Source organism: Streptomyces sp. 1-11, from assembly GCF_007176755.1.
GTDB lineage: Bacteria > Actinomycetota > Actinomycetes > Streptomycetales > Streptomycetaceae > Streptomyces.
Genome location: NZ_BJTV01000007.1, coordinates 120940 through 139118, shown reverse-complemented (window position 1 = coordinate 139118; position 18179 = coordinate 120940). Strand labels below are relative to the sequence as shown.

Here is an 18179-nt window from a genome sequence, read left to right as displayed (position 1 = left end):
CGCCCGGTGCCGCCCCGGAGCCGGGCCTCCCGGTCCCGGTCGCCCGCGACCGCTCCATCCGAAAGGACGTCATGCTCTGCCGCAGCGCTGATCTGATGGCCGAGGCCCACGCGTCGGGCTCAGGCATAGCCGCCTTCAACGTCATCACCCTCGAGCACGTCCAGGCCGTCGCCGACGCCGCAGAGCGCACCGGCCGGCCGGCGATCGTCCAGATCAGCCAGAACGCCGTACGCCACTACGGCGGCGACGTCATGCCCCTGGCGGCCGCGACGGCCGCGGCGGCCACGCGCGGCCGGGCCCGGCTGGCACTGCACCTCGACCATGTCGAGGACACCGGCCTGCTGCACCGCACCGCCGAGTGCGGAGCCAGTTCGGTGATGTTCGACGCGTCGCGGCTCGGGGACGAGGAGAACATCGCCGCGACCCGGGCGGCCGCCCGGTGGGCGCACGACCACGGTCTGTTCGTCGAGGCGGAACTGGGCGAGATCGGCGGCAAGGGCTCGGCGCACGACCCCGGTGTGCGCACCGATCCGAAGGAGGCCGCCCGGTTCGTCGCCGAGACCGGTGTGGACGCCCTCGCCGTCGCGGTGGGCAGCAGCCACGCGATGGTCTCCCGCACCGCCCAGCTGGACCTCGAACTGATCTCCCGCATACGGCGGGAGGTGCCCGTCCCGCTGGTCCTGCACGGCTCCTCCGGCGTACCGCACCCGACGCTCCGGGCCGCCGTCGAACACGGCATGACGAAGATCAACATCGGGACGCTGCTCAATGTCGCCTTCACCCGTGCGGTCCGTGAAGTGCTGGCGGAGGGGCCGGACCTGGTCGACCCGCGCCGCTATCTTGCGCCGGCCCGGGCCGCGATGACCGACACGATCGCCGACTGCCTCACGGCGCTGGCTCCGCCGGGGTCCCCCTGACGTCGGAGCGTGTCCTCGGCGTGCCGAGGCAGCACCGGCCGGGCCGGCGCGGACCGGGCCGGCCCGGTCCGGCCGGCCGGGATCCGCCGCCGGTCGGGTCCGGCGCCGGCACACCGACCGCCGCCGACGCCGGACCTCAGGGGGCCGCCCGGCTCAGCCGTCAGCGGTCGTCGCCGCCGTGTCCGCCACGGTTCCGGTCCCGGCCGTGGCCGCGGCGACCGCCGTGATCGTCCCGCACCTTCAGGTGGTCGTCCCCGCCGACGTGAACGCCGTGGTCGTCCCCCGGCCGGTCGTCCGCGCGCGCGGAACCACCGTGGTCGTCCCTCCGGCGGTCGTCCCCCGGCCGGTCATCCCCACGCGCGGAACCACCGTGGTCGTCCCCACGACGGTCGTCCCCCGGGCGGTCATTCCCACGTGCGGAGCCACCGCGGTCGTCCCCCTGGCGGTCGTCCCCACGCGCGGAGCCACCGTTGTCGTCCCTCCGGCGATCGTCCCCCCGACGGTCACCTCCGCGCCCCGAGCCACCACGGTCGTCCCCCCGACGGTCATCCCCACGCACGGAACCACCACGGTCGTCCCCACGACGGTCGTCCCCGCCGCGCCGGTCCAGGACGACCGCGCCCGTGCGGATGTCGACGCGCACTTCGCGTCGGACGTGGTCGGCGCCGAGGATGTGCACCTCCCAGTAACCCGGGTGGCGGTCGTCGAGTTCCACCCGGGTGACGGTCCCCGGGTACTGCTTGCGCGCGACGGCCGCCGCCTGCGCGGCCGTGAGCGAGGCCGACGACGTCGACGGCGAGGGCGCGGGCGAAGCCGTGGCGGACGGCCGGTCCTCGGTACGGCCGCCGTGCCGGTCCGTGCCGCCCGAGGCGAGCGCCGAGTACCCACTGCCGCCGACGAGCACGGCGGCCACGAGGACGGTGGCGATGGAAGCGGTGCGCTTCATGAGGTGCCTTCCCGGCCGGGCGGTCGCCCGGCCTGTGTCGAATCTGTGTCCTGCCTGTTCGGCAACGCCAATGTGCCTGGGGGAAGCTGAAGGCCACCTGAAGCCACCTGAAGATCCCTTCAGGTTCCGTTTGGGAGGCTGGGCACATGCGCCTGTTGATCGTGGAGGACGAGAAGCGGCTCGCGGTCTCGCTGGCCAAGGGCCTGCGCGCCGAGGGCTTCGCCGTGGACGTCGTCCACGACGGAACCGAAGGCCTCCGGCTGGCCTCCGAGGGCGTCCACGACCTGGTGGTGCTCGACATCATGCTGCCGGGCCTCAACGGCTACCGCGTCTGCGCCGCCCTGCGCGCGGCGGGCCACGACGTGCCGATCCTGATGCTCACGGCCAAGGACGGCGAGTACGACGAGGCAGAGGGCCTGGACACCGGCGCCGACGACTACCTCACGAAACCCTTCTCCTACGTCGTGCTGGTGGCCCGGGTGAAGGCGCTGCTGCGCCGCCGAGGTTCCGCCGGGGCCTCGCCGGTCCTGCGCGCCGGAGGGCTCGTCGTCGACAGGGCCACGCGCCGGGTGTCCCGGGACGGGGTGGAAGTGACGCTCACGGCCAAGGAGTTCGCCGTGCTGGAACAGCTCGCGACGCGGGCCGGACAGGTGGTCGGCAAGCCCGAGATCCTTGAGCACGTATGGGACTTCGCCTACGACGGCGACCCGAACATCGTCGAGGTGTACGTCAGCACACTCCGCCGCAAGCTCGGCACGGACACGATCCAGACCGTGCGCGGCGCCGGCTACCGGATGGTGACCTCGTGAGGCGACGGCCGTTCGGTTCCGTGAAGGCGACGATGGTCCTGCTCGCCACCGCCGTGATGACGGTCGCCCTTGCGGCCGCCGGAACCGCTGTGCTGCTGTCACTGCGCACGAACCTCACCGAGCAGGCGCAGAACGAGGCCAACGACACGGCCCGCAGGATCGCCCTCGGCGTCGCCACCTGGCGCGGCGGCGACGCCCGGCTGCCGCTGCCGGACGGCGCGCGGGAGGGGATCCCGGTCCAGGTGACGGACGAGAACGGCCGTCTGCTTGCCGTCGGCGAAGGGCTGGAGCGCATCAGCGGCACCGGCGTGACGGCCGTACGCGTGCCGCCGGCCGCCGCCTCGCCGAGCCCTCCGTCAGCGTCCCCGGCGCCGTCCCCGGCCCCCGCGACCCGGCTCACCGCCTCGGCGACCTCGGCGGCCGACGACCATGGCCGGGGCCGCGGCCGGGACCGGGACCGCGGCGGCGCCGACGGCTCGGACGACAGCGGATCCGGCGGTCATGGCGCGGACGACCACGGTGCCGCCGGCACGCCGACGCCCCAGGCGAACGACCCGGCCATCGGAACCATCGGCGACACGATCCAGGAGAGCTCCGGGCGCGCCGTGATCGACGGCCGTGGCGGCCCCTACCGGTTCGCCACCATCAAGGCCACGGACCTCGGCGGCCGGACCGTGCTCGTCCACGCCGGGGCCTCGCTGACGACCCGTGAGAGCGCCGTCCGCAGCGCCGGGGTGGCGATGCTGGCGGGACTGCCGCTGGTACTGCTGGCCGTCGGCGCCGTGACCTGGCTGGTGACCCGGCGCGCTCTGGCCCCCGTCGAGGGCATCCGGCGGGAGATGGCCGCGATCACCGCCTCCGAGGACCTCTCCCGGCGCGTACCGGAGCCCGCCTCGCACGACGAGGTGGCCCATCTGGCCCGCACCACCAACGAGACGCTGACCGCCCTGGAGGCCGCCGTCGACCGGCAACGCCGCTTCGTCGCCGACGCCTCCCACGAACTGCGCAGCCCCATCGCCTCGCTGCGCACCCAGCTCGAGGTCGGCTCGGCGCACCCGCAACTGCTGGACGTGCCCGGCGCGGTCAAGGACACCGAGCGGTTGCAGCACCTCGCCGCCGACCTGCTGCTGCTCGCCCGGCTCGACGCCGGGGAGCGGCCCGGGCAGGCGCCGGTCGACCTGGCCGGGCTGGTCCGCGAGGAGGTCGGGCGCCGCCCCGCCGGGAGTGCGCCGATAGCCGTCCGTGCCAGGGGCCATCAGCGAGTCACCGGTTCACGCGGCCAGTTGATCCGGGTGATCGGCAACCTGCTGGACAACGCCCAGCGCCACGCGCGTGCCGAGATCGCCGTGCGCGTGGAGCGCCGGGGTGACCGGATCGTCCTCACCGTCGCGGACGACGGCAGCGGGGTGCCGGCCGCCGAACGCGACCGGATCTTCGAGCGGTTCGTACGACTGGACGACGCCCGGGCACGCGACGACGGCGGCGCCGGACTCGGCCTGGCCATCGCCCGCGACGTGGCCCGCCGCCACGGCGGTACCCTCACCGCCGGCGAGGCGCCGTCCGGAGGCGCCCTCTTCGAACTGCGCCTCCCCGCGGCCGCCGCGCCTCCCGCGCGGGACCCGGCGGCGGATGAGCGCCCGGCCGCGCACGTCAGTGAGCGGGACCGGCCGAGGGGGCGGTAGCGCCCACGCCCGACACGCGCGCGTCACATGTGCCGGGCCCACGCCCGACAGACATGGGTCACATGTGCCGGGCCCACGCCCGACACGCGCGCGTCACATGTGCCGGGCGCCCGCGTTCGACAGGGCGAGGGCCGCCAGGGCCTGCGGGGCGCCGGGCTGGGCGCGGACTCCGGGGAAGGCGTTGACGTCCACGATCAGCGGGCCGTCCGGTCCCCTGTCGAGGATGTCCACGCCGTACACGTCCAGGGCGAAGACCTCACCTGCCTGGCGGACCAGCGAGGCCCAGCCGGGAGGCAGGCTGTCGAGGGAGACCGGCAGCGTGGGGCCGCGCCCCTCGGGCGAGAGCTCGGAGCGGCGCAGCGCCGCGAAGATCCGGCCGCCGATCGCCCACAGTTTGCGGTCCCAGCCGTCGTTGGGGGCGAACTGCTGCACCACCACCGGTTCGTGGGGGTGCGCGGCGGCCAGTGCGCGCAGTCCGGCGTTGTCGTCGACGCGGGCCACCAGGTCGTGCTTGCGGCTGTGCCGGCTCTTGACCACCAACGGACAGCGAAACCCCGGGCCTTCGACGAGCCGCGCGAGCGTGGGGTATGTACGGGTGGCGGCGAACGGCAGGCCGGCCCGCCGGGCGTGCTCGGCCATCACCGTGCGGTCCTGGCACAGTTCGGTCGCGGCGGCCGAGTTCAGCACCCGCGCCCCACGCTCCTCCAGCGCGCGAGCGAGGGAGATCGCCTGCGGGGTGCGGGCCTTGAGCAGATACACGTCGGCGACGGGCCCGGACTGCTCGGGCGCCGGCGCCGTCCGCGGGTCCAGCGTCAGCACGGTGTGCTCGTCGGCGAGGAGCGCCGTGGTGGCGGCGAGCAGCGGGTGGCCGGGGTCGGACGTGATCAGGCCGATTCTCATACGGTCCTGCCCACCGCCGTCAGAACCTGGTCCGATCCGGAGCGCGACGGCGACGCGGCCGGCGCCGCCTGCGGAGCCGGTGGGACGGAGGATCCGGACGGGGACACGGCGGCCTGGGACGTCTCCCGCTGTTCCGGTACGCGCATTCGGGCGGGCTCGGCCGTCTCGGCGGCCCGGCTTCCGCGGGCGGCCAGTTCCAGCACGGCCCGTGCCACCCGCGCGGCCGCGTCGGGGACCTGGCGGAAGCTGGGGAAGTCGTTCACGTCGACGATCACGGGTCCGTCCGGCCCCAGCACCACGTCCACGCCGAACAGATCGAGGCCGTAGGCGGCTCCGGCGCGTGCGGCCAGTGCGGCCACCTCGTCCGGCAGCCGCACCAGGCGCTCGGGCACCGCGTGGTCGGGGTGGAGCGGGGAACGGCGTTCGGTCGCGTACAGTTCGCCGCCGACGCCGTACACCTTGATGTCGACGCCCGAGTTGGGCACGTACGGCTGGGCCATGAGCATGCCCTCCCCCGCCAGTTCGGCCGCCGTCCCGGTGAGCCGGCCCGGTGACGTCACCAGGTGCACCGCCCGCCCGGAGCTGCCGTCGGCGGGCTTGACCACGATCGGATACATCGACTCCGGTATCTCCGCGAGCAGTTCGGGCTGTGCCGCCGCGTAGGTGGGGGGCAGCGGGAGCCCGTGGGCGCGGCCGATGGCCGCGGCCAGCACCTTGTCCCGTACCCCACGGATCGAGCGGACGTCGTTGACGGTCGTGACCCCGCCCACGGCGGCGGCCTCGAGCAGGGTCAGCCCGGGACCACCGGAGACCGTCTTGAGCACCCAGGCGTCATGTGCGCCGCACCGCAACGCCTCCGTCAGGCAGAACAGGGAGCCGGCCGGCCGCAGTACGTCCACCTGGTGCCCCCACGACGTCAGCCGGCGGATCACCTCCACCGGCATGCCGTCGTTGCGGTACTGCTCTTCCACCACAAAGCAGAGTCTCATCGTCGAAGTACCCCGACCCACCGCGCGCCCCACCCTCATCGCCCGACACTCCATGACGTCCTGTGACGACACAGAATGTCACGCCCGTCACGAACGTCCGGAGCGAAAGCCCGGTAAGGCAAGGAGGGTTGCGCAGCCGCCGGCCGGCGGCCGTGGAGTGGGGCGCCCGCAGGGCGGCGTGAGGTGTCCATGTGGTCGCGGCACTAGACTCGGCGCCCGTACCAGTCATGATCACTACTGGAAGGCACCACATGTTTCAGGACGCTCCGATCTACCACCAGCTTGTCGCGGAGCGTGGAGATGTTCCTGCGCGGGTGCGTGACGCGGCGACGAGCATACTGCGTGAACTCGACCATGTGATAGGTGCGATGTCGTTGCCCGCCCGCTCCATGAGCCCGTTGCCGATGCGGCAGCCCGAGGTCGCGGCGCGAGCGGCGTTTCAGCCGCCGCGGCCGTAGGCCGCCGGGCGGGGGGGCCGGGCGGCCACGGCGTCACGGCCACGGCACGACCGGGCGAGGTCGGTGGCGGGCCCGGTCGTGCAGCCGGTCATCGCGTTCATACCGGCCTGCGGCGTCGGCGGCCGGCCGCCCAGGGTGGACCACGAGTCGGCCGCCGCTGAGCGTGGTCGTCCGGATCATGGTCCGGACGACCTTCTCGCGAGCCCCGGCCAGATCGTCGGGTCCGGGTGCGGCGGCTCGATGCGCGCCCCCTGCGCACCGGTCGACAGCGCACCGGACCGACGACCTGCTGAGCCGGACGAGCTCGCCTAGGAGGCTTCGGGCGCGGTTCCCGGCGGGTCGCCGTCCTCGTCCTCGCCCTTGGCACGCACGTCCGGCGGGGTCGGCGCGGTGATGTTCCGCTGCTCCGCCGACCGTTCCTTCGTCTCCTCGTCGACCTGCGCCGTGTCGTTCTCTTCAGGATCGCTCATCACTTCGCCTCTCTCACCGGTCCGGAGCCGACGGCGTCCCGGCCACGGTCGCGTCGGCGACCGTTGCGGCCGGAGCGTCCGCCCCACACGTTCCGTCTTCCACGTGCAGCACAGGTTCCCCGGGTCGGCGAGCCGACGCACGCCGGCATCGTCCGATCGCCGCGTCTTCACCCCTTTGCCGCGGACGCCGGACCGGCGCCGCGCCACGACTCGCCCCGCCGCGGACGACCGTTTCCGGCACGTGGGAGTTCGGGCCCGGCCGGCTCGACGACCGCGAGTCCTCCGGCGCTCTTGTGCGGGCGTGAAGGGTGTAGTCGGGTGTCCCCATGCGACAGTTGACGGCACATCGTTTACCGGCTTCACGCCTCACGGCCCGCCGCGGGGGCTCGGCCGGCAGCAGACGCGCGAAGGCTCTGGCGGCCGCCGTGCTCGCCGGATCACTGTGGGCGGCCTCCCCGCTCCAGCCCGCGCGGGCCGCCGACCCCGAACCCGCCGGCGCGATCGCGACCACTGGTGGGGCGCCGGCGCGCGACCTCGGCCGCCTGCACCTCGACACGGTGACCATTCCGCAGCTCCAGGCACGCATGGCGGCCGGGTCGCTGACCCCGTCGAAGCTGACCCGCGCCTACCTGAAGCGGATCAAGGCCGTCGACCCGAGGATCCACGCCGTCCTGCGTACCGATCCCTCGGCCCTGCGCCAGGCCGCCGCGAGCGACGCACGGCACCGCGCGGGCTCCGTCCGCGGCCCGCTCGACGGCATCCCGGTGCTGATCAAGGACAACGTCGACACGCGGGGCCTGTCGTCGACGGCGGGGTCGCTCGCCCTGGCGGGCAGCCCCCCGGCTTCCGACGCGGCACTCGTGACGCGGCTGCGGCGAGCGGGCGCGGTGATCCTGGGCAAGACGAACCTGTCCGAGTGGGCCAACTTCCGTGCGGAGAAGCCTACTTCGGGGTGGTCGGCGGTGGGTGGGCAGACGCACAACCCGTACGTCCTCGACCGGAATCCGTGCGGTTCGTCGGCGGGTTCGGGCGCCGCTCTCGCCGCGTCCCTGGCGCAGGTGGCGATCGGGACGGAGACCGACGGCTCGATCGTCTGCCCGGCGGGCATGAACGGCGTGGTGGGTCTGAAGCCGACCCTCGGCCTGGTCAGCGCCCGTGGTGTGGTGCCGATCTCCGCCGAGCAGGACACGGCAGGCCCCATGGCGCGCAACGTCGTGGACGTGGCGCTCACCCTGGCGGCCATCGTCGAGCGGCCCGCGGCCGCCGGCGAAGCGGACACCGGCTCCTTCGCGCGGGCGGCCGCCGGCCGGCCGGCCGGCTCGGGCGGCGTGCGGGACCTGCGGGGCAAGCGGATCGGCCTGTGGCGCCTGCCGTCCCTCGGCCAGGCCGTGGACGACGTGATGACCCGCGCGACGCGCCGACTGCGTGCCGCGGGCGCCGAGGTCGTCGAGGTGACACCGCCCTACCAGGACCGGCTCGCCGCGCTCGAGTTCCCGGCGCTGCTGACCGAGTTCCACCGGGACATCGACGCCTATCTCGGCACCCGCGAGGGGCCTCGTGACCTGGCCGCCCTGATCGCCTTCAACAGCGGCCATGCGGCGGAGCGGACCTGCTTCGCGGGGCAGGAACTCTTCCAGCAGGCGCTCGCCGCGCCGCCCACGACCGATCCGGGGTACCGCGCGATGCGGGCGGAACTGCGAGACCTGTCGCGGCGTTCCATCGACGAGACGATGGCCGCCCATCACCTGGACGCGATCGCCGCGCCGACGAATCCGCCCGCGTGGACGACGGACTGCGCACGCGGCGACAACGATGTGATCCCCTCGTCCACACCGGCGGCCGTCGCCGGCTACCCCTCGCTGTCCGTGCCGGCCGGTTCCGCGGGGGAACTGCCCGTCGGGATGCTCCTGATGGCAGGCGGCCATCAGGACGCCGAGCTGCTGTCCCTGGGTGCGGCCGTGGAGAGGCGGCTCCACGCCTGGCGTGCGCCGCGGTACCTGCCGACGACCGGCGCCGAAGCCGGCGCGCGGTGAGCCGGGGCCCCGCATCCGCCGGCGGAGGATCACTGCTCGCGGGTGCGGGGCCATGGCCGGGGGAATTCAGGGCGCACGATCGTCACCTGCACCGTCGGCGCCGCCTCGCCGCACGCCGCACGCCTGCCGCCCCCGTCCTCACCAGAACTGTCGGAGGTTGAAGCTCCGCAGGGAGACGTGGCTCGCGGGTTCGGTCGAGCTTCTGGCGTAGAGGAGCGGCATCGGCGTTCCGGCGGAGCCGTAGGCAGCGCTCCACGCGAGCCACTGGTAGGCGTCCCAGCCCCGTTCGATGCCGATGCCGACGCCGTCCTTCTCAAGGGTGCGCAGAGCTAGCCGGTGGTGGAAGGCGACGTCGTAACGGGCCCGGACCTCCAGCGGTTGCCGTTGGTGCCGGTCGAACCAGTGGAGCGCCGAGAGGCCGCGTTCGCTGGGATTCTCGGAGGCCTTGTGGAGCCTGAGCAGACGGTCGACGTCGAGCGGGGCGTCCGGTACGAACCGCGCCATCTTCCTCTCCGCTTCCCTGACGGCCGCGTCCAGCGTCCCCCCGCGTGCCCATCTCGGGTCGGCGGGCGCGCCGGACCAGTCCGTTCCGAACACGTCGTGCATGTCGCGCTCGACCGCCTCGTTGAAGGGATCGAGCGGGGTGAACCGGAACCGTGTCGCCGAGAGGGTGTCGCAGCGTGCCAGTACCGTCCTCATGTCGTCGGCGTGGCGGTCGAGGGTGCCGAGGAAGTGTTCCAGTCGCCCTTGGTTCGCGTAGTGCAGGAAGACGAGGGAATTGACGGTGCTCGCGGCCCGGTCGGTCGCCGTCTGCTGGGAGACGGTGACCGTCCGCTCCTGTGCCCGCGAGTTGTCCATCAGTGAGGCGACGAACGCCGCCGTGCGGTGCGCCTCGGTCCGGTTGACGTGTTCGGGAAGGACCGGGTCGCTCACGCCGGCCCGGTGGGCGCACAGCCCGATCTCCACGTCCAGGGCCGGCCGCTCCCGCAGCAGCGCCGAGAGGAAGCGGGCGCCTTCCAGGTAGCGGTTCGCCTCCGGGTTGAACGTCTCACTCCGCCTGCTGAAGCGGAAGCCGGCGATCAGTGCGGGAACCAGCGCCAGCATGCGGGTCACGGTGAGCGCGCCGCGATCGGGCTTCGGCAGCCGGTCCAGCAGCTCCCGCCCGGTGATGATCTCCTGCCGTGCGGCGATCTGACCGCTGCAGGCGTAGATCGTCGCGGCGACGGCCGCCTCCCACCGGCGCGGCCGCTTGAGTGCCAGGGGATGGATCCCCGCCACCTCGTCCGGTGACGGGTACGGGACCTCGACGGCCTCCTTCTCCTTGCGGAGGCCGCACAGTTCCGCGATGTCCCGCACGTCGATCCTCGAACCGTTGTACTTGCTGAGCGCCTGCGACCTCGAGAAGTCCCAGAACGTCATCTCATCGGCCATCCGTTGCACCTTTCTGTTCGTCAGTCGTGGCGCCGTCCGCGCAGGATGATGAGGTACGCCACGGCCGCCAGCCCGCCCAGCGCGGCGCTCACGCCCCACAGGGCGGCCGGGCCCACGGTGTCCAGTGCGTATCCCGAGGCCGCCGGCGCGACGCACGCCGCCGCCGACCAGGCGAAGCTGTACACGCCCTGGTGACGTCCGTGAGCGTGGCCCGGTACGAGGCCGGCCACGGCGGCCGTGGCGGTCGGGGCCAGGAGGATCTCGCCGACCGTCCACACCACGACGGTCAGGGCGTACGTCCCGAGCGAACCCGCCACCGCCGTCAGCCCCAGGCCTCCCCCCAGCAGCAGGGTCCCGACGGCCAGCGGGCCCGCCGGACCGTGGCGTGCCAGGACCCGGCCCGCGGGGAGCTGCAGCGCCACCACGAGAAGGCCGTTGAGGCTGATGACAAGGCCGTAGTCGCGTGCGCTCAGGCCCGCCGCCGTCATGGTGAGCGGCAGCGCGGTACTGACCTCCTGTATCAGCAGCCCCACCAGGAAGGTCACGGCCACGAAGGCCAGGAAGCGGTTCCGGCGCGACGGTCCCCCCGCCTCCGCGTCCGGGCCGGAGCCGTCCCCACTCCGTGCCGGATCGGGCCGGGTCTCGGGCACCGTGAGGTACACGGTCAGCGCGCACAGCACGGTCAGGGCCGCCTCGCCGAGGAAAAGCGGGGTGTAACCGCGCTGCGCCAGCACTCCGGCGAGCGCGGCGGACACCGCCACCCCGATGTTGACGGCCCAGTAGAGGAGGGAGAACGCCCTGACCCGCGCCTGCGCGGTGACCATGTCGGCCACCACGGTCTGGATCACCGGCCGGGAGGCGTTGCCCGCCAGGCCGACCAGGCAGGCGGTGGCCCCGAGCGCCTCCCGCCCCTGGGTGAATGCCAGCGCGCCCGTGCCGGCGGCGCTGAGGAGCTGGGCGCCCATGAGGGTCGCCCGTCTGCCCAGCCGGTCGGCCAGCAGGCCGCCGACGATCGCGCCGACGGCGCCGCCGACGCCGTAGAGGGTGGTGACCAGGCCCGCGAAGGACGCCGAGTACCCCCGGTCGATCGTCACGTACAGCGTCAGGAACACGACGACGAAGCCGCCGAGCCGGTTCACGAGCGTGGCGGTCCACAACCACCAGAACGCGCGCGGCAGTACCGGCCGGGCGGCCGCCGCCGCGCGCGCATCGCTCCGGGCATCCGCGATCACAGTGCGACGGACTCCCGCCGTGGTGTCCCGGACGCCGTGTGGTGCGCCGGGCCGTCGCCGGCGAGGGGGTGTCCGGCCCTCATACGGCGGCCATCGCGTTACCGATGTAGTTCGGCAGCCTGACGAGCCGCTGCCACAGGTCGTCGAGGCTGACCGGATAGCGCTCCCGGTAGCGCCGGGTCACCGCCTCCACCTCGGCCCATGTCGTCGGCATGGCGCCGTCGTTGTAGTCGGCCGCCAGTTCGTCGTAGAGCGGCGTGCCGGGTCGCAGGAAGAGCTGGTTGAGCCCGAAGTATCCCGGCAGTGAGGCGGCCCAGTCGACCACTTCGCCGCTCAGGCAGGCCGGATCACCGGGCAGGCCGAGCAGTATGAAGGCGAACGGCGTGATCCCGGCCCCGGAGAGCCGGCGGATCGCCGCGTCGATCTTCTCCGGGGGGACGCGCTTGCCGACGGCCGTCTCGGCGACGGCCGGCGATTCCGCGCCCAGCCACATGCCGTTGCACCCCGCGGCGGCCCAGAGGTCGACGTCCTGGCGCAGGACCACCTCCGCCCGGCTCTGACCGCTCCAGCCGATGCCGCTTCCGGTGAGGCGGGTGCACAGGTCCTTGTAGAAGGTCGGGTGCAGGCCGAAGACGTAGTCGAGGAAGAACAGCGAGTCGACGCCGCGTTCGCGCATCGCGCCGATCTCCGCGAGCGTGCGTTCCACGGGTTGCGGGCGCATCCGCGTGCCGAACGGCAGATGGCAGAAGGTGCAGCCGTAGGTGCAGCCTCGAACGCCCAGCACCATGCCGCACGGTCCGCGTCTGACCCGCCCGCCGGCGAACGTCTCGGCCGTGTAGGCGGTCAGGTCCAAGAGGTCGTAGGCGGGCAGGGGCGTCTGGTCGAAGTCCAGCGGCGGGTACGTCCCGCTCAGCGGCAGCTCGCCGAGTACGGGCCTGCCGCTGAGCAGCTCCTGTACGCCGTGCACCGCCGCCGCGTCCGCCTCGCCGCGCGCCACGTGGTCCACGCCCAGCTCGCGGAGCGTGGCCGAGGGCAGTTGGGTGGCGTGCGGGCCGACGGCGAGGACGGTGGCCCGCGGCCAGGTCCGGCGCACTTCTTCCACCGCGGCGCGCACCGGTCGCAGATCGAGCGGGTAGCACTGGGCGCGGTCGGCGATCGCCGTGACGACGACGGCCACGTCGACGGCGCCGACGCGGGGCGCCTCCGCGCTCAGGCGGCGGTCCCAGACGGCGACGTCCACGCCGTCCTGCCGCAGCAGAGCGGCGGCGTTGGCCACGTCCAGGGGGAGTTGAAGGAAGTCGCGTTCGAACTCGTCGTCGGCGACGACGAAAGTCACGGTGGTCATGCCGGCTCCGTGGTCATGGGGGCGGATGGGGCGGGTGACATGTCGGGGGCGGTCGTCGACGGCACCCGTGTGACGGTCCCGGTGCGCGCCGCCTCGTACACCGCGAGAACGGTCAGCAGGGCCCTGCGGCCCTCCTCGCCGTCGACGCCGGGCGCCCGGCCCGCGGCGACCGCGTCGCAGAAGTCGAGGAGCTGCTCCCCGTGCGGCGAGGGGAGCAGACCGCTGGCGTCGCGCTGCTCCGCGGGGGCGGCCGGGCGGCGCTCGGCGGCCTGGTTGCCCGCTCCGTAGGCGCCGTAGGCGGAGGTGTCGTCCTGCGGCCCGGCGGCGTGGAAGTAGACGAGTTCGTCGTTGTCGATCACCGCGCTGCCCCGGTCGCCGTGCACCGTCAGGCGCGTGGTGCGTCCCGGGTAGGCCGCGGTCGTCGCCAGCAGGGAGGTCAGTGCGCCGTTCGCGTGCCGCAGGCTCGCGGTGACGACGTCCTCGACCTCGATGCCGCGATGTCCCTTCAGGGCGGTGTGCGCGGCGACCTCGACGACCGGGCCCATCAGCCACTGCACGAGGTCTACGGCGTGCACCCCCTGGTTGAGCAGCGCGCCTCCGCCGTCCAGGGCACGGCTGCCGCGCCAGTCACCCGAGTCGTAGTACGACTGGCCGCGCCACAGGGGGACTTCCACGAGCGCCGACGTCAGCGTTCCCAGCTCCCCGGCGTCGAGGGCGGAGCGCAGCATCCGTGAGGCGGGGTCGAAGCGGCGCTGGCTGATGACGGCCAAAGCGCGTCCGGCCTGTCGTGCCCCGGCGATCAGCCGGTCCGCCGCCCGGGCGGTCACGTCGATGGGTTTCTCCACGACGACGTGCTTGCCCGCGGCCAGTGCCCGCAGCCCCAACTCGGCGTGGAGGCCGCTGGGGGTGCACACGCTGATGACATCGATATCAGAGCGCTCGAGCAGGGCGGACACGTCCGTCGCCTCGCTGCCTGTCTCCGCCGCCAGCCGCCGCGCGCGCTGGGACGAGGGTGATGCGACGGCGACGAGTCGCGCCCGTTCGGCGAGCGGCGGATAGGAGGTGAGCACCCGGGCGTGCAGGCCGCCGATCACGCCGCAGCCGATGACGCCGAAGCGGAGCCTGCTCATACGGCGCCTCCGCTGAGCTGTCCGGCCGCGGCGGCGGTCGCGCGATCGCGCCCGAAGCGGGCCGCGAGGGCGCTGATGCGATGCACGGGCGTCAGATCGACCGGCGGCAGGGGCAGGTCGCCGAGGAGCCGTGCGACAGCGGTGCGCAGGGCGTTGTCCATGGGCGAGTCGTTCACCAGCACCTCCTGGCAGCCGGTGGGGAGCTGGGCCGTCAGCCGGTGGGTGTTGGCGGGCAGCCGGCCGCCGTCCGGCAGGGCGACGGGGTCCATCTCGGCCGTGAACAGTGCCGGGCCGGTCTGGATCTGGGCCAGTCGCCGGCGGCCGCCGGTGGAGTGCCGGAAGGGGCGGGTCCAGTCGGGGGCGCCGGTGTCTCCCGGCGGGTCGCCGACGACCGACGAGTACAGTTCCAGCTCCACACCGTCGGCCAGCACGGCGCGTTCCCGCGCGGTGGTGACGAAGTAGTCGTCGTGGACGACGCCGTGCACGTCCTGGACCGGGCCCTCGACGTAGCCGCGGTAGGTGTCGGGCGGCAGCAGCCGGCTCGCCACCGCCAGCATGTGCGGCCATTCGTAGCCGAAGACACCGTGGTCGCGGTCGATGAACCGGCCTGCCGCCATGTCGGCGCGCCGGTCCTTGCTGAAGGCGACGCGCACCGCCGTCACCGGCTGGTCGGGCATGTGCTGACGCCGGAGGTCGTCCAGCAGGCGCAGCGCATGGGCGTGCCGGTACTGGTTCATCACGACCACGCGCGCCTCGGGGTATCGCTCCAGCAGTGCCAGGAGGCGGGGCACGTCCTGCGCCCGGCAGGCGGGTTTCTCCATGATGACGCGGGCCCGCGGGTCGCGTTCGAGGACTTCGGCCAGGACGTCGGTGTGGACCTGGGTGGGTGTGCAGAGCGACCACAGGTTCACGGGGCCCGGCATGTCCCGCACGGCCGGGCTGTGCTCGATGGCGCGGCGGCTGTGGGCGCCGACGGGCACACCGGTCAGTGCCGGGTCCACGGTGCAGACACGCAGACCGGCGGCTTCCAGCAGACGGTGGTGCAGTCGGCCGGCCACTCCGTAGCCGACGACGCACACGCGGGGCAGGTCATTCATGCGCGTACCCACCGTCCTCGGCGCCTTCGCCGGCCGGCTCGGCCGTGTCGGCGAGATACGTGTCGTAGTACGCGTCGAACAGGCCCGCGTCGCGCACCACGTCGTCCACGACCCCGAGGTGGATGCCGGGCGGCAGGGCGGCGGCCGAGCGGCACAGGTGTTTGGCGGCTATCAGGGTGGCGGCGCGGTAGGCGTCGTAGCCCCGGTTGGGTATGCCCTCGTACGTGAAGAGGTTCAGGGACCGCCCGTCACCGAGGAGGACGGCCGAGCGGTGCTCGGACAGGGTGTGGCGGACGCCCACACCGGGGACGTCCGACGGCGTCGTGGCGACGCGGCCCTCGCTGAGCAGGCTGAAGTCCCGGGTGGCGAATCCGGCCAGGAGCACGCCGTCGGGCAGCAGCGCGAGGTCGGCCTCGGTGAGCGCGTCCTCGCCGGTGGTGCCGATGATCAGGAAGGGGCGGGTGCGGCGCAGCGCCTCGTGGGCCGAGCGGCTGGTGTCGAAGCCTTCCTCGGCGGCGCGTACCAGTGCGAGTGTGTCGGTGTCCACGACGGTCACGCGGCATCCGGTCGCGCGCAGCGCCCTGGCGACCCTGGAGCCCAGGGTGCCGAAGCCGAGGGACAGTACCCGTCGTCCCACGAACTTCTCCCCCGGCACGATGGCGCGCAGACGCCGGACGCAGGAGTCGGCGATCTCGTTGTAGGCCAGGTGCGTCTTGACCTCGGAGCGCGCCATGTTGAGGACGGGCAGCCGCATGCCGGCGGCCGCCGAGATGCGTTTGAGGCCGCTGACGGTCAACTCCAGTGCGGCGTCCGGTTGTTCGGTGACCAGGCGGTCGTGCCCGGAGCCGAGGGCGATGATGCCGCCGTCGTCGACCATGAGCACGCGCCGGCCTTCGGCGTGCGCCGCCCGGACGAACGCGTCTACGTCGGCGCCCACTTCGCGCGCCAGACGCACCTCCTCGTCGGTGGCGGTGCCGTTGACCACGGAGTTGTCGAGCGTGGCGCTGCGGTAGCCCCGGGACAGGAACCATCCGTGCACGCGGTTCCTGCGTAATGTCTTGTCGCCCTTGTCCAGGGCGTAGATCCACCGCGGTGAGAAGCCGGCCCGCTCGGCGGCCAGCAGGAAGCCGACGCTGTTCTCCACGTAGTGGTCGCGGAATATCAGGGCCCAGTCCGTCAGGGCGCTGTCCTCAGTGGCGTACCGGCGCAGCAGCGGCATCGCCTTCCACAGCGTCGCCACCTCGTTCTCGCTGAAGGCTGCGCCCTCGCTGCGCAGGGCCTCGGCGAGATTCCGCGCGAGCGCGGCCGGTCCTGGATCGTCCGGCCGGACGCCGTCCGTGAGAACGGCGGCGCGCCAGCGCGGGGTCGGCGGGTCGCTGTGTTCCAGCGAGTGCGGCGCGGAGTCCTGCTCGGGGGTGAACTGCACGGTGACGAATCCGGTGCCGGTGTCCAGAACGTGTGTGTAGCCGCCGTCGTCGAGAGCCACCACCTCGTGGCCCTCCGGCCGCGGTTCCGCCGGGTCCGGCCATCGGCTCAGGCGCAGGCGCAGCAGGACCTCCGAGGACCAGTGGCCGCTGATCACACTGTGGAGCCGTGCGGTGGTGCCGGCCCGGGGCAGTTCGTCGCCGTTCGGCGAAGTGCCCACCAGGGCGCTGAACGTCATGTGCACACTCCTTCGTCACCCGCCTCCGGGCATGCCGAACAGCGGGTGTCATCAATGGGTGACGGATATGACGGCGAAATGAATTCTCCAGCTGGGCCGTCCACGCGCGACCTCGCCGGGCGGAGGTCGGCTTCCACGGCTTTGATTCACAGCCGGACGCGAAGCGCTGTCGGATTCCTTCCTCAGGCCTGAGATTTCCCTCCAGGCAGGACTGAATGACGGGGGCGGGCAAGGAAGACGGTCGCCCGTACGCCCGACCATTTCTGGACCGGATGGATCACGCGCCGTGATCCGCACTGAATGGTGTGACCCCTGCGCGAGCCGTGTCAACCGCGACTCCGCGCCGATCGCACGCTCATTTGGCGAAGTCAATTCAGGTATGTCCGGATGTAGGATTCCACCACTCCCCGGACTTCACCGCGCCGAAGGAACGAAGCAGTCCGCTCCCTGAAATGGCCGGTTCTCATTGACCCTGGCCTATTCCGGTCCTACACGTGTCACCCCATCGCGGGTCCGCCCCGAGTGATTGACCCGCTTCCCGGCCACACGGGATACCGATGCCGCCGGGACGGCGAGGACTCACGGATTGGCGCGGTTCATCTGGCGGAGGTGATGTTTCGGCAAACGAACGGCAATGACGGCTGAAACAACGGAGGGACGTGGCGGACGCACCGCATCCGCACGGTATCGCCCGTGTTTCGTGGCGACTGCCCGTTGCCGCCTCTATCCGCAGATCACCACGCACGTGGAGCGTTCCATCCGGGTGCCGGTGTATTCGAGTCGGATGAGATGGTTCCTCGTCGCGTTCTCCAGCCAGGTGATATCGCGGATCTCGGTATTCTGGGGGCCGGGCGATCCACCCCGAGGAGAAGGGGCAGACAGGGAGCACGGAAAACCCGGCCGCTCGCGCCGCATCCAGCGGGAAACGGGCCAGAGGTCCGCCAATGCCTTGGCCCCCGTAGGCCCCGTTCACCTCAGTGTGCCGACGGCGATGCGGTCCTCAGTGCGGATGCAATCGGCAAAGCCGGCCACTTCACCGTCGACGCGCGCTTAGTACTTATTGACCTCCGCCCCGCT

The 18179-nt window shown here is 72.9% G+C and carries 15 protein-coding genes; 4 read left to right on the top strand and 11 right to left on the bottom strand.

The features are described 5' to 3' along the window. Window positions 1–71 precede the first annotated feature (71 nt). Entirely contained in the window at window positions 72–917 is an 846-nt protein-coding gene (locus TNCT1_RS16935; RefSeq protein ID WP_143632788.1) for a class II fructose-bisphosphate aldolase, read from the top strand. Between the two features lie 160 nt (window positions 918–1077). On the opposite strand, the gene TNCT1_RS16930 is transcribed toward TNCT1_RS16935, so the two are convergent. Next, window positions 1078–1863, bottom strand: a complete 786-nt coding sequence (locus TNCT1_RS16930) for a PepSY domain-containing protein (protein ID WP_143632786.1) — start codon at window positions 1861–1863, stop codon at window positions 1078–1080. A gap of 146 nt (window positions 1864–2009) precedes the next feature. Here TNCT1_RS16930 and TNCT1_RS16925 point away from each other — a divergent pair, with 146 nt between their 5' ends. Both TNCT1_RS16925 and TNCT1_RS16920 read left to right on the top strand, forming a co-directional pair. Continuing rightward, window positions 2010–2672, top strand: a complete 663-nt coding sequence (locus TNCT1_RS16925; RefSeq protein WP_143632784.1) for a response regulator transcription factor — start codon at window positions 2010–2012, stop codon at window positions 2670–2672. A 32-nt stretch (window positions 2673–2704) separates the two neighbouring features. After that, a complete protein-coding gene (locus TNCT1_RS16920) occupies window positions 2705–4354 on the top strand; it encodes a cell wall metabolism sensor histidine kinase WalK (protein ID WP_235902703.1) in 1650 nt (549 codons plus the stop codon). A 93-nt stretch (window positions 4355–4447) separates the two neighbouring features. On the opposite strand, the gene TNCT1_RS16915 is transcribed toward TNCT1_RS16920, so the two are convergent. The 3 genes from TNCT1_RS16915 to TNCT1_RS35565 all read right to left on the bottom strand — a co-directional run bounded on the left by TNCT1_RS16915 (window position 4448) and on the right by TNCT1_RS35565 (window position 7171). Then, window positions 4448–5254 (bottom strand): RimK family alpha-L-glutamate ligase, encoded by an 807-nt coding sequence (locus TNCT1_RS16915; RefSeq protein ID WP_143632782.1) that lies wholly within the window; start codon window positions 5252–5254, stop codon window positions 4448–4450. Further along, on the bottom strand, window positions 5251–6243 hold the full coding sequence (locus tag TNCT1_RS16910; RefSeq protein ID WP_143632781.1) for a RimK family alpha-L-glutamate ligase: 993 nt from the start codon (window positions 6241–6243) through the stop codon (window positions 5251–5253). Before TNCT1_RS16910 ends, TNCT1_RS16915 begins: the two co-directional genes overlap by 4 nt. A 766-nt stretch (window positions 6244–7009) precedes the next feature. After that, a complete protein-coding gene (locus TNCT1_RS35565; protein WP_160160401.1) occupies window positions 7010–7171 on the bottom strand; it encodes a hypothetical protein in 162 nt (53 codons plus the stop codon). A 425-nt stretch (window positions 7172–7596) separates the two neighbouring features. On the opposite strand from TNCT1_RS35565, the gene TNCT1_RS16900 reads away from it, so the two are divergent. Next, window positions 7597–9204, top strand: coding sequence for an amidase family protein (locus tag TNCT1_RS16900; RefSeq protein ID WP_235902647.1), 1608 nt, complete (start codon window positions 7597–7599; stop codon window positions 9202–9204). 138 nt (window positions 9205–9342) lie between these two features. Here the strand turns inward: TNCT1_RS16900 and TNCT1_RS16895 are convergent, their stop codons facing one another. From TNCT1_RS16895 to TNCT1_RS36950, 7 genes are all read right to left on the bottom strand, one after another. Further along, window positions 9343–10635 carry a hypothetical protein gene (locus tag TNCT1_RS16895; RefSeq protein ID WP_143632775.1) on the bottom strand — a complete coding sequence of 431 codons (1293 nt, stop codon included), beginning with the start codon at window positions 10633–10635 and terminating at the stop codon, window positions 9343–9345. 20 nt (window positions 10636–10655) lie between these two features. Continuing rightward, a complete protein-coding gene (locus TNCT1_RS16890; RefSeq protein WP_143632773.1) occupies window positions 10656–11867 on the bottom strand; it encodes an MFS transporter in 1212 nt (403 codons plus the stop codon). A 79-nt stretch (window positions 11868–11946) separates the two neighbouring features. Beyond that, complete coding sequence (locus TNCT1_RS16885) at window positions 11947–13212, bottom strand: radical SAM protein (protein ID WP_143632771.1); 1266 nt, start codon at window positions 13210–13212, stop codon at window positions 11947–11949. Further along, the gene (locus TNCT1_RS16880; protein WP_143632769.1) at window positions 13209–14342 is read right to left on the bottom strand and encodes a Gfo/Idh/MocA family protein; all 1134 of its coding nucleotides are present in this window, start codon (window positions 14340–14342) and stop codon (window positions 13209–13211) included. Before TNCT1_RS16880 ends, TNCT1_RS16885 begins: the two co-directional genes overlap by 4 nt. Then, entirely contained in the window at window positions 14339–15439 is a 1101-nt protein-coding gene (locus TNCT1_RS16875) for a Gfo/Idh/MocA family oxidoreductase (RefSeq protein ID WP_174266329.1), read from the bottom strand. Before TNCT1_RS16875 ends, TNCT1_RS16880 begins: the two co-directional genes overlap by 4 nt. After that, the gene (locus TNCT1_RS16870; RefSeq protein ID WP_235902645.1) at window positions 15432–17102 is read right to left on the bottom strand and encodes a hypothetical protein; all 1671 of its coding nucleotides are present in this window, start codon (window positions 17100–17102) and stop codon (window positions 15432–15434) included. Before TNCT1_RS16870 ends, TNCT1_RS16875 begins: the two co-directional genes overlap by 8 nt. 463 nt (window positions 17103–17565) lie before the next feature. Next, the gene (locus TNCT1_RS36950; protein ID WP_373920479.1) at window positions 17566–18075 is read right to left on the bottom strand and encodes an N-acetyltransferase; all 510 of its coding nucleotides are present in this window, start codon (window positions 18073–18075) and stop codon (window positions 17566–17568) included. Between the last annotated feature and the right edge of the window lie 104 nt (window positions 18076–18179).

Bases quoted from the DNA above. Each gene is read 5' to 3' on its own strand.
- TNCT1_RS16870 (WP_235902645.1), bottom strand. From the start codon at position 17,102: ATGACGTTCAGCGCCCTGGTGGGCACTTCGCCGAACGGCGACGAACTG.
- TNCT1_RS16930 (WP_143632786.1), bottom strand. From the start codon at position 1,863: ATGAAGCGCACCGCTTCCATCGCCACCGTCCTCGTGGCCGCCGTGCTC.
- TNCT1_RS16925 (WP_143632784.1), top strand. From the start codon at position 2,010: ATGCGCCTGTTGATCGTGGAGGACGAGAAGCGGCTCGCGGTCTCGCTG.
- TNCT1_RS16935 (WP_143632788.1), top strand. From the start codon at position 72: ATGCTCTGCCGCAGCGCTGATCTGATGGCCGAGGCCCACGCGTCGGGC.
- TNCT1_RS16875 (WP_174266329.1), bottom strand. From the start codon at position 15,439: ATGAATGACCTGCCCCGCGTGTGCGTCGTCGGCTACGGAGTGGCCGGC.
- TNCT1_RS16910 (WP_143632781.1), bottom strand. From the start codon at position 6,243: ATGAGACTCTGCTTTGTGGTGGAAGAGCAGTACCGCAACGACGGCATG.
- TNCT1_RS16885 (WP_143632771.1), bottom strand. From the start codon at position 13,212: ATGACCACCGTGACTTTCGTCGTCGCCGACGACGAGTTCGAACGCGAC.
- TNCT1_RS16895 (WP_143632775.1), bottom strand. From the start codon at position 10,635: ATGGCCGATGAGATGACGTTCTGGGACTTCTCGAGGTCGCAGGCGCTC.
- TNCT1_RS16915 (WP_143632782.1), bottom strand. From the start codon at position 5,254: ATGAGAATCGGCCTGATCACGTCCGACCCCGGCCACCCGCTGCTCGCC.
- TNCT1_RS16880 (WP_143632769.1), bottom strand. From the start codon at position 14,342: ATGAGCAGGCTCCGCTTCGGCGTCATCGGCTGCGGCGTGATCGGCGGC.
- TNCT1_RS16920 (WP_235902703.1), top strand. From the start codon at position 2,705: ATGGTCCTGCTCGCCACCGCCGTGATGACGGTCGCCCTTGCGGCCGCC.
- TNCT1_RS35565 (WP_160160401.1), bottom strand. From the start codon at position 7,171: ATGAGCGATCCTGAAGAGAACGACACGGCGCAGGTCGACGAGGAGACG.